12 protein-coding genes are annotated in these 9,237 nt (G+C 52.1%); 6 read left to right on the top strand and 6 right to left on the bottom strand.

The genetic code is table 11. The features are described from left to right. Nucleotides 1-77: 77 nt before the first annotated feature. Entirely contained in the window at nt 78-737 is a 660-nt protein-coding gene (locus tag R6H26_RS27485) for a sulfotransferase domain-containing protein (protein WP_404787208.1), read from the bottom strand. Nucleotides 738-814: 77 nt separating this feature from the next. On the opposite strand from R6H26_RS27485, the gene mtnB reads away from it, so the two are divergent. Beyond that, nucleotides 815-1,447 (top strand): methylthioribulose 1-phosphate dehydratase, encoded by a 633-nt coding sequence (mtnB, locus tag R6H26_RS27480; RefSeq protein WP_404787206.1) that lies wholly within the window; start codon nt 815-817, stop codon nt 1,445-1,447. A 164-nt stretch (nt 1,448-1,611) separates the two neighbouring features. On the opposite strand, the gene R6H26_RS27475 is transcribed toward mtnB, so the two are convergent. After that, nucleotides 1,612-1,884, bottom strand: a complete 273-nt coding sequence (locus R6H26_RS27475; RefSeq protein WP_404787204.1) for a hypothetical protein — start codon at nt 1,882-1,884, stop codon at nt 1,612-1,614. Nucleotides 1,885-1,959: 75 nt separating this feature from the next. Here R6H26_RS27475 and rplI point away from each other — a divergent pair, with 75 nt between their 5' ends. Then, nucleotides 1,960-2,421: a 50S ribosomal protein L9 gene (gene rplI / locus R6H26_RS27470; RefSeq protein WP_404787203.1), complete on the top strand. Its 462-nt coding sequence runs from the start codon at nt 1,960-1,962 to the stop codon at nt 2,419-2,421. A 57-nt stretch (nt 2,422-2,478) separates the two neighbouring features. Beyond that, on the top strand, nt 2,479-3,831 hold the full coding sequence (gene dnaB, locus R6H26_RS27465; RefSeq protein ID WP_404787202.1) for a replicative DNA helicase: 1,353 nt from the start codon (nt 2,479-2,481) through the stop codon (nt 3,829-3,831). Nucleotides 3,832-3,963: 132 nt separating this feature from the next. On the opposite strand, the gene R6H26_RS27460 is transcribed toward dnaB, so the two are convergent. Further along, entirely contained in the window at nt 3,964-4,107 is a 144-nt protein-coding gene (locus R6H26_RS27460; protein ID WP_404787200.1) for a hypothetical protein, read from the bottom strand. A gap of 178 nt (nt 4,108-4,285) precedes the next feature. Here R6H26_RS27460 and R6H26_RS27455 point away from each other — a divergent pair, with 178 nt between their 5' ends. Together R6H26_RS27455 and R6H26_RS27450 are read left to right on the top strand one after the other, a co-directional pair. Continuing rightward, nucleotides 4,286-4,561 carry a hypothetical protein gene (locus tag R6H26_RS27455; protein ID WP_404787198.1) on the top strand — a complete coding sequence of 92 codons (276 nt, stop codon included), beginning with the start codon at nt 4,286-4,288 and terminating at the stop codon, nt 4,559-4,561. Next, complete coding sequence (locus R6H26_RS27450; RefSeq protein WP_404787196.1) at nt 4,558-4,926, top strand: clan AA aspartic protease; 369 nt, start codon at nt 4,558-4,560, stop codon at nt 4,924-4,926. Before R6H26_RS27455 ends, R6H26_RS27450 begins: the two co-directional genes overlap by 4 nt. 173 nt (nt 4,927-5,099) lie before the next feature. Here R6H26_RS27450 and dps read toward each other — a convergent pair whose 3' ends face one another. After that, nucleotides 5,100-5,627, bottom strand: coding sequence for a DNA starvation/stationary phase protection protein Dps (dps, locus tag R6H26_RS27445; RefSeq protein WP_404787195.1), 528 nt, complete (start codon nt 5,625-5,627; stop codon nt 5,100-5,102). A 291-nt stretch (nt 5,628-5,918) separates the two neighbouring features. Between dps and murF the strand changes: the two genes are divergently transcribed. Continuing rightward, nucleotides 5,919-7,277, top strand: a complete 1,359-nt coding sequence (gene murF / locus R6H26_RS27440; protein ID WP_404787193.1) for a UDP-N-acetylmuramoyl-tripeptide--D-alanyl-D-alanine ligase — start codon at nt 5,919-5,921, stop codon at nt 7,275-7,277. On the opposite strand, the gene R6H26_RS27435 is transcribed toward murF, so the two are convergent. Both R6H26_RS27435 and R6H26_RS27430 read right to left on the bottom strand, forming a co-directional pair. Then, nucleotides 7,274-8,059, bottom strand: coding sequence for an ABC transporter permease (locus tag R6H26_RS27435; RefSeq protein ID WP_404787192.1), 786 nt, complete (start codon nt 8,057-8,059; stop codon nt 7,274-7,276). The two genes, murF and R6H26_RS27435, sit on opposite strands and share 4 nt — an antisense overlap. Then, nucleotides 8,059-9,042, bottom strand: coding sequence for an ATP-binding cassette domain-containing protein (locus R6H26_RS27430; protein ID WP_404787191.1), 984 nt, complete (start codon nt 9,040-9,042; stop codon nt 8,059-8,061). Before R6H26_RS27430 ends, R6H26_RS27435 begins: the two co-directional genes overlap by 1 nt. Nucleotides 9,043-9,237 lie beyond the last annotated feature (195 nt).

The following is a 9,237-nucleotide window of genomic DNA, read 5'->3' as shown; positions in this document are numbered from 1 at the left end:
GACTTCTACACGCGACCTGTAAGGTAGCCAACACGCCTAAAAGGGACCCACCCAAACCGCTCGTCCCACTGGGCAGCTCAGTTATAATTGAAAGCGGTTAGGTAATCTTTGTAAATATTCTTTAAATATTTAATTTGACCGTCCTGAAAAAATTTTTTGTAGTAATAAGGCTTCCCTTTGTACTTAGAAATATGTTTTCCGTGCCAATGCGTTACCTCATCGTATTCATCAAATGTATTTTTTGACCTGACGATCTTTTCTATATTTTTAATTTGATATCGATCTGCAATAATTTTTCTTTTCTCAAGCGGAATGAAAATCCCAAAAAAAACTTCGATACCCTCGAAGATTTTGTCAAAATCGCTTACAAATTCCTCATATCGAAGCATTAAAACATTTTTTTCGTCCCTGAGCCTTAAGATATCCCAAATTCCATTTTGTTCGAACTCTACAACCTGTTTTTCTATGACTTCATCTGTGGGAACTAATCCATAACGCTGAATGGAAGAGGCAATACAGTCGAGCGGATGGCGATAAGTAATGACGATCGGTGATTTTAAAATCGCGTAACGATAGACGTGCAGCTTTTCAATATCTTTTTCGGGAAACACATCCCTTAAAATATTATAGATTAGCGTGCTGCCACTTCTAGGGGGACTAAACTGTATAATTTTTTGTGACTTAATGGGAATGCTAATTGCCCGTCTTAATATATTTTTCACGCTATTCTTTTTCATAAAATACTTTATACTTCAAAACGAACGATCGTTTTACGATCGAAACTGCATCTTTCAAACTCAAACGAGCGAACACCATGAGCGCGATCGCCCAGCACGACCCCAGGCCTCTACTAGTAGCTCACGCCCGTTCTTTCTACGAGCGCGGCTGGATGTGGGGAACTGCTGGCAACCTATCGGCGCGACTGCCGGACAACAGTTTTTGGATTACAGCCAGCGGCTGTGCGAAGGGAGAGCTGACCCCCGAGCAATTCGTCCAAATGTCTTTAGAGGGGAAACTGCTGACCCAGACCGCTGCAAAGCCTTCTGCCGAAACCAGCATTCACCAGGCCGTATATCGACTTTTCCCGGATGCAACAGCTTGCTATCACGTTCATACCGTTTCCGCCAATTTAGCGTCTCGCTTGACAGCTGCCGAGCAGATTCGGCTCCCTGCCATTGAAATGCTCAAAGGACTCGGCATATGGGAAGCCAATCCCACTGTCCACCTCGCACTGTTTTCAAATCACCTCCAAGTTTCTGAAATTGGGGCAGAGATGCTGGCGCGGTTTGGGCAGAAGCCACCGCAAATTCCGGCTTGTTTAATTCGAGACCACGGCGTTACGGTCTGGGGACGCTCCCAGGATGAAGCCAAGAATCGGATCGAAGCGATGGAATTTATTTTTCAATACACGGTCGCGGCCAAAAGCATCGATTTGCCGCTTATCTGACGGCATCCGCTCGAAATGCGATATTTCCTTCCAGCTCCCCCGGAAGGAAATTATACCCGCTATCGAGCAACAAAAGGATCTAACTGCATGCATGCATAAATACATGCATGCATATGTTTTGTCGTCTTTGTCGCTGTTAGAATAGAAACACAATTGCGCTGAAATCAATAGATTTCAGCGCTTGTCGAGATGAACATCGAATGGGGATCGCCCAGCAGACCGTATTCGCCCAGCAGGGGATTGAGCCCATCGCTGTCCGGGTCAGATCGGCTTGGCTTGTTGTTAAGATGCCCCGACGCAACAGCCAATCTCACTTTCAATCTCACTTTTGCAGCCCGTTTTTCTGCGGTTCGACGCGGCGCTCTCAGCCCGAGTGGAACCGAGAGCGGATAAAGGTTGCAGAATGCGGCGCGAAGAAGTTTGCCTGACAGCTTCATTGCAATGGGGCCATTCCTTCGGTATGATGAAGTGTTTCGAGGTTACTGCGGTACGGATTGACGTAGAGAAAAGTTATGGCAAAGCGCGTTCAGCTAGTTTTAAATCAAGACGTTCTCAAGTTGGGGCGTTTGGGCGATGTGGTCGAAGTTGCGCCCGGCTATGCCCGCAACTATTTAGTCCCCCAAGGGATGGCGTTTAAGGCAACGCCGGGGGTGCTCAAGCAGATGGAGCGCCGTCGCGCTGAGGAGTTAAAGCGGTTGGCGGAGCTTAAGAAGCAAGCCGAAGCGCAGAAGGAAACATTGGCTAAGGTGGGCGCTCTGACTATTGCCCAAAAGGCAGGAGAAGGGGATACCTTGTTTGGAAGCGTTACGGCAGCGGACATTGCCGCAGCGCTTCAAGAAGCCAGCGGCATTGAAATCGATCGCCGCTCCCTTACAGCACCGGAAATTCGGAAGCTGGGTACCTATACGGCTGACCTGAAGCTGCATCCAGAGGTATTGCTGCAAGTAACGGTGGAAGTGGTGGCTGAAGCCTAAGACCATCTAGCAAGCATTTCCTAAAAATCGCTCAAGATACAAGAGGGTTATCAGTTCATGGTGTATGAGCTAAGTTTTCAGCCCGAAATTGAGCATGTCCCCCCCCAAAATGTTGAAGCTGAAGAGCTCATTCTTGGGGGCATTTTGCTTGATGCGGAAGCCATCGGTCGGGTGGCCGATTTACTCAAGCCGGATGCGTTTTACTTGAGCGCCCATCAAGAGATTTATCGGGCATCTCTGGCCCTTCACGCCCAGGGAAGCCCTACGGACTTGATGTGCGTTACGGCATGGCTTCAGGATCAAAGCCTCCTGGATAAGGTGGGCGGTCAGGGTAAGCTCGCGCAACTGGTGGACCGCACGGTGAGCGCCGTGAATGTGGATCAGTATGCCGCGCTGATTAAAGATAAGTTTTTGCGCCGTCAGCTCATTAAGGCCGCCAATGAGGTGGTGCATGGAGCTTATGACACGTCTAAAAAACTAGAAGTAGTGCTAGACCAGGCCGAGCAGAAGATTTTCTCGGTGACGCAGGATCGCGTGCGCCAAGGGCTGACGGCCACGGAAGAGATTTTGGCCAGTACCTTTGCGGAGTTAGAACAGCGATCGCTGGGGGAAGTGCTGCCCGGTTTGTCCTGCGGGTTCTACGACCTGGATGCGATGACCCAAGGATTCCAGCGCTCCGACTTGGTGATCGTGGCGGGTCGGCCCTCGATGGGTAAAACGGCGCTGTCGGTGCAGATCGCGCGCCAAATTTCTGAGATTCACCGGATGGGGGTTGCCATCTTCAGCTTGGAAATGTCCAAGGAGCAGTTGGTGCAGCGGCTGCTGGCCAGCGAGTCCGGCATTGACAGCAACTATCTGCGCGCGGGCCGCATCCACGAAAGCCAGTGGGAACCCCTCAGCCGCGCCATCGGCACCCTATCGCAGCTCCCCATTTACATCGACGATTCTCCCAACCCCAGCGTCAACGAAATCCGATCCAGCGCCCGTCGCCTGCAGGCAGAGCGTCCAGAGGGACTGGGGTTAATTTTGCTAGACTACCTTCAACTGATGGGTGGCGGCGACGGCACCGACGGTCGAGTGCAGGAGCTGTCAAGGATTACGCGATCGCTGAAAGGATTAGCCCGCGAGCTGCACGTGCCCATCATTGCCCTCTCGCAGCTCAGCCGGGGCGTGGAGGCGCGCACCAACAAGCGACCGCTCATGTCGGACCTTCGGGAATCCGGGGCGATCGAGCAGGATGCCGACTTGATTGTGCTGCTTTATCGGGATGACTACTACAACCCGGATTCTCCAGAAAAGGGCGTCTGCGAACTGATTTTAGCCAAACATCGAAATGGGCCAGTTGGGACAGTTAAGCTCTTGTTTCAACCTGGGCAAACTAAGTTCTTTAATCTAGCTAAACAGAGTTAGACATACAAGGCGATGAGTGACGAACTACGACTACTACTTTTTATTCTTGCCACTGGCCTTCCTTTAGGAATGCTTCTAGGTCTAGTGAGTCGGTTACTCTATCCAGACAACGCAAAGAAGTACGCTGCGTATTCAATTACCCGTACATGGCGTTTTTGGCTTTTTGGGTGCGCCTTTTTTTTCGTTGTTGCAATCTCGTATATTATTATCGGGCTTTTTTGGTTCGCGGGTTTTTCCAGCTTTTTCTTGGCCTTGAATATCTACTGTCTCGTTCAAAGTCTTAGACCTAGAACGGCCTTAAAAAAAGAGCTTCAAGCCATTGAAAACTGGAACCCCAGAAAATTGTGGCCCCCCTTCTGGAAGAAATCCAAGAAAGAAACCCAACCGTACCGGGACAGGTTCAATGATTTCTCAAGTTAAAATAAAGAGAAACCGTTGAAACGAGGTCAAGCCGATGGCAGTTCGACAACCCCGCTACAGCAAAGAAGAGTTTGCTCAACGTGGTGATGAGATTTATGAGTCTCAGGTGCGTCAGCAGGTCGAGAAAGGCAATCATGGCAAGATTGTGGCGATTGATATTGAAACAGGAGCCTTTGAGGTTGCGGATGATATTGTAACTGCATCCGATCGCCTTCTTTCCAAGCATCCCGATGCGCAAACCTGGTTTATTCGGATTGGACACAGAGCGGTTTACCATTTTGGTGCGCGGAGTTTGCGAGAAACTCTATGATGCAGGGCAAGGTGAATCAGAATTGTGAAGCAACACTTCCGGTTGTCTTGAAAAACGTCGACATTATGCAAAGCGTCGATGCCGTGATAGATACGGGATTTTCAGGTTTTTTAACATTGCCACCCGGCATCGTTTCCGCGTTAAATCTGACTTGGAAGGGGCGTGATATAGCAACATTGGGAGATGGGACTTCCTGTATCTTTGAGGTTTATATTGCCACTGTCATTTGGGATGGTGAGTATCGCGCGATCGACATCAATGAATCAGAGACAGTTCCTTTAATCGGAATGAGGCTGTTACGAGGCTATGATTTGCGGATTCAGACAATTGAGGGGGGAACTGTGACGATTGAAGTCTTGAAGTAAAGCAAAATTGTCGGTGAGGCATGCCTAACCAGGGCTTGCAGCGGATGGCCTCAACACCCTGGTGATAACTCAAAAACCCCTTTCTACTGCTAAAGCCTGAGCCGTTAGACCTCGATCGCATCAGACTAGCTGAGTCAAAAAATTAGGGGCTGGCCGCAACCAACCCCCAGAACCTAAGCAATATCGCTCTTCTTAATCAAATGGGCTTCTAAGAACCAGAGCCGCTTGTCGATGGTGCGAGACACCTCGGTATAGAGATCGGAGGTATCGGCGTCGCCTAGGTCGGCAGTCCGATCGATGGCGCTGCGGAGATGCTTCGCATACATGGCATAGCGATCGGCCAACGCCGCAACGTGCTCCGGTCCATCCACCGCATCGAACGGATACTCGGGCAAAATAGAATCCGCTGCCGCAACCCGTGCCGTCCCCAAGGGAGCGCCGCCCAACGCCGTGATGCGCTCCGCAACGAGGTCTATGTATTCTTCTAACTCTCCAGAGAGAGTATCGAACAGTTCGTGGAGCTGCAAGAAATCAGAACCTTTGACGTTCCAGTGAGCTTGCTTGGCTTGGGTTTTGAGATCGAGAGTGGCAGCCAGGGTGCCGTTGAGCAGGGCGATCACCTGCGATCGCACTTCTACGGACAGATCGATTCGGGTGGGGTACAGTCGCTGAGAGACTTTTGGGGCAATAGTAGTCGTCATAACAGAATCCTTTTGCTTTCTAAAACAGCATTTGGGTAAAGTTGCTTGCGCTCGGATGTCGCTCTGCGATTTCTTCCTTCAGCTTAAAGCGTTCTTCGATTCTGTCTAGCTTTCGCTTTACATCCTCAAAGCATTATCGCTTACTCCTAAATCATACTCATAACGACTTCGCTTTGCAAGTCGTTCGCACCGACGCGAGGGTTAGGGTTCAAAATCTGTGGCGTCGGAGGCGAAAACGGCAATCCAGGATGGTAGATTACAGGCGGAGAACTCCTCATCATCCCCATTTTTATGACGTTTCAACTCACCCTAGCGCAGCTTATCGATGTCTTGAATGCGACCCCGCTCCACGTATCGGAACAAGCGCGATCGCAGGTCGCCGTGGGACTCAATACCGATACGCGTGCGATCCGAGCGGGAGAGATCTTTTTAGCCCTGCGCGGGGAAAGTTTTGACGGACATCGTTTTGTAGAACAGGCGATCGCCGCTGGGGCCATTGCAGCCATCGTAGATCGGCCCATCGCCGCAGAGGTACCGCAGATTTTGGTCGAGAATACGCTGCGCGCCTATCAGGCGTTGGGGAGATGGTGGCGCGATCGATTCTCGATCCCCGTTATTGCCATTACGGGCTCTGTGGGTAAAACCACCACCAAAGAACTCGTGGCGGCAGCACTGGCAACGGCTGGTTCTGTCTTAAAAACCGAGGCGAATTTCAATAATGAAATCGGGGTGCCCAAAACCCTACTCAACCTGGATTCCAGCCACGATTTTGCAGTCATTGAGATGGGAATGCGCGGCCCTGGCGAAATTGAGGAGCTGACCCGTATCGCGCGCCCTACGATCGGACTCATTACCAACGTGGGGACGGCCCATATCGGACGGCTGGGTTCCAGGGAAGCGATCGCCCGTGCCAAGTGCGAGCTGCTCGCTACCATGCCTGCCGACAGCATCGCCATTCTCAACGCCGAAAATCCGCTCTTGCTAGAGACCGCCAAGACCGTCTGGCAGGGCCGCACGATCGCCTACGGACTGACTGCGGGAGATCTGCGCGGCACGTTACCGGACGATCGCGCAATTAAAGTCGAAGGCACGTCCTATCCGCTGCCGCTGCCGGGAGAACACAACGCGCTGAACTTTTTGGCGGTCCTTGCCATCATGCAATCGCTTCAGCTAGACGATACCCCGCTCCGCAAGGGCATTACTGTAAATCTCCCCGAAGGACGAGCGCAGCAGTATCAAGTGCCCAACGATATCGTGCTGTTGGATGAAACCTACAACGCAGGAGCAGAATCCATGTCGGCTGCCCTCAAACTACTGGCCCAAACCCCTGGGAAACGACGGATTGCAGTCCTAGGCCCGATGAAAGAGCTAGGAGACTATGCCGAAGAACTGCACTGCAAAGTAGGCGAGCAGGTGGAGGCGTTGAAAATCGACGCGCTCTATATCTTGGACAAAGGCGCAGAAGGAACGGCGATCGCCCAAGGTGCGGGGACAGTGCCCACCCAACAGTTTGAGGAGCATGACGCACTAGCCATGCATTTAGCGAGCGTCGTAGAGAAGGGCGATCGCCTTTTGTTTAAGGCATCCCATTCCGTCGGGCTAGATCGCGTGGTGAATGACCTCAAGGCTCGTTTGCGAGCAGAGACCTAAGCCCCCATCCCGGAATAGTGCCTCAACCCGCGTCGCCACAGCCAGCGGTTAATGCCCCAGAATAAGACGCTCCAAGCCAGTATGACGCCAAAACCTTGCCCCACATCGACAGGAATCCCCACCAACAAACTGGCTGGGAAATAAATGAGATACGGGAACGGCGTCCACATCACCACCGCTCTTACCCCCTCAGGGAAAACATTCAACGGCGCAATCATGCCGGACAAGAACAAATAAAACAAAAACCAAAATTGCTCGATCGCCGTGGCGCGTTCCGTCCAAAAGGCGAACATGGCAAAGGTGTATTGAATCAAGAACCGGAGGACGAAGGCGAGGAGAATGGCGGCGATCGCCAAAACCGCCTCTATCCCCTTCGGCACCCAAAATGATTGGGGATAGAGCGCGAAAAACAGCACCATCAGGGCGATCGTAAAGGGCATCCGGGCAAAGCGCTCGGCAATATGTCCGGCGACGTGATGCCAGACTGGATCGATCGGCTGTAGCAGTCGCGGGGAGAGCCGTCCCTCTACCACTTCCTTTTCAAACTCCCAAACCACCCAGACAATGGTGAGCTGGCGGATCAAAAACACGCTGATGAAGTAGCGCGCAAAGTCGATGGCCGAAAGCGAGAATTCGCCCCCTTCCGCAGCCTGGGTCCAAACCCCCATCATGATGAGGGGCAAGGAATTGGCCAGCACCCATAAAATCAGCTCGGCACGGTACTCCACCATATAGGCGTAGTACACCGACAGGAACACCTTAGATTTGTGAAGGATCTGCATCACTCAACGACTCCAGCCTTAAACACGCGACCGATAATTTCTTCAATGGGCGGGTCGGTAACGGTCAGGTCGCAGACGGGTAGGTCGGCCAGGAGTTTTGCGACGGAGCGGGTCAGGTCTTCGCGATGGACGATAAAACAGACTTCTCGCCCGACAATGGATTCAACTTCGCCGTAGGGCGCGAGTTCTGCTTCTAGCATCGTCTGCTTTAGCTCTAGCTTCACTTGGCGGTACGGGGCAAAGCGATCGAGCAAGCCATCCAAAGCCCCGTCGTAGATCAGCTGTCCCTGATGGATCAGCAGAACGCGATCGCACAGAGCCGTAATATCGGCCATGTAGTGGCTGGTCAGCAGAATGGTGGCGTCAAAGCGCTCATTATAGGTCTGCAAAAATTCCCGGACGCTGACTTGGGCGTTGACATCTAGCCCTAAGGTCGGTTCGTCTAAGAACAAGACCTGCGGCTGATGGAGGAGCGCCGCCAAGAGTTCCGCCTTCATCCGCTCCCCCAAGGAGAGCTTGCGCACGGGTTGGGCGAGCTTCTCTTCGAGGGCCAGCATTTCGGTGAGTTCGCCCACGCGTCGTTTGAAATCGCGATCGCCAATGCCGTAGACTGCCGCATTGATCCGCAGAGAATCCATCGCGGGCAAATCCCAGAGCAATTGCTGCTTTTGCCCCATCACCAGGGTGATTTTTTCTAAAAATGCCTTGCTGCGTTTAAAGGGAATATTGTCCGCAACGCGCACTCTCCCGCTAGAGGGATGAATTAATCCCGTCAGCATTTTGAGCGTCGTGGTTTTACCAGCCCCATTGGGGCCGAGAAAGCCCACCACTTCACCGGGCTGGATCTCGAAACTCACGTCCTTAACCGCATTCACGAGCCGATTTTGACGATTGAAGAAATGCGACAGGGTGCCGCGCAGTCCTGGTTCCTTGATAGCAACCGGATAAACCTTAGAGAGACAATCCGCAATAATGATAGACATACTGTCTATGCTAGCCAACTGTCACGCACTCTGGGTGCTACTTTCGGCTGCTTTTACCGCGATCGAGCTGATTTTTATCCGTTGAAGGAGCCGCAAGATCGAGGTTCTCGCGTTTGTGGCTCGGCAGACGAGCGAGCGACGTGCTAGCCTGGATTATTCCCCAATCGCCAGAACACAGATGGAACGGCACCCTCC

The sequence above is a fragment of the Altericista sp. CCNU0014 genome, from assembly GCF_044923475.1.
GTDB lineage: Bacteria > Cyanobacteriota > Cyanobacteriia > Thermosynechococcales > Thermosynechococcaceae > JAAURS01.
Note: the sequence above shows the minus strand (reverse complement) of the source record. Positions and strands in the feature narration are given on the sequence as shown.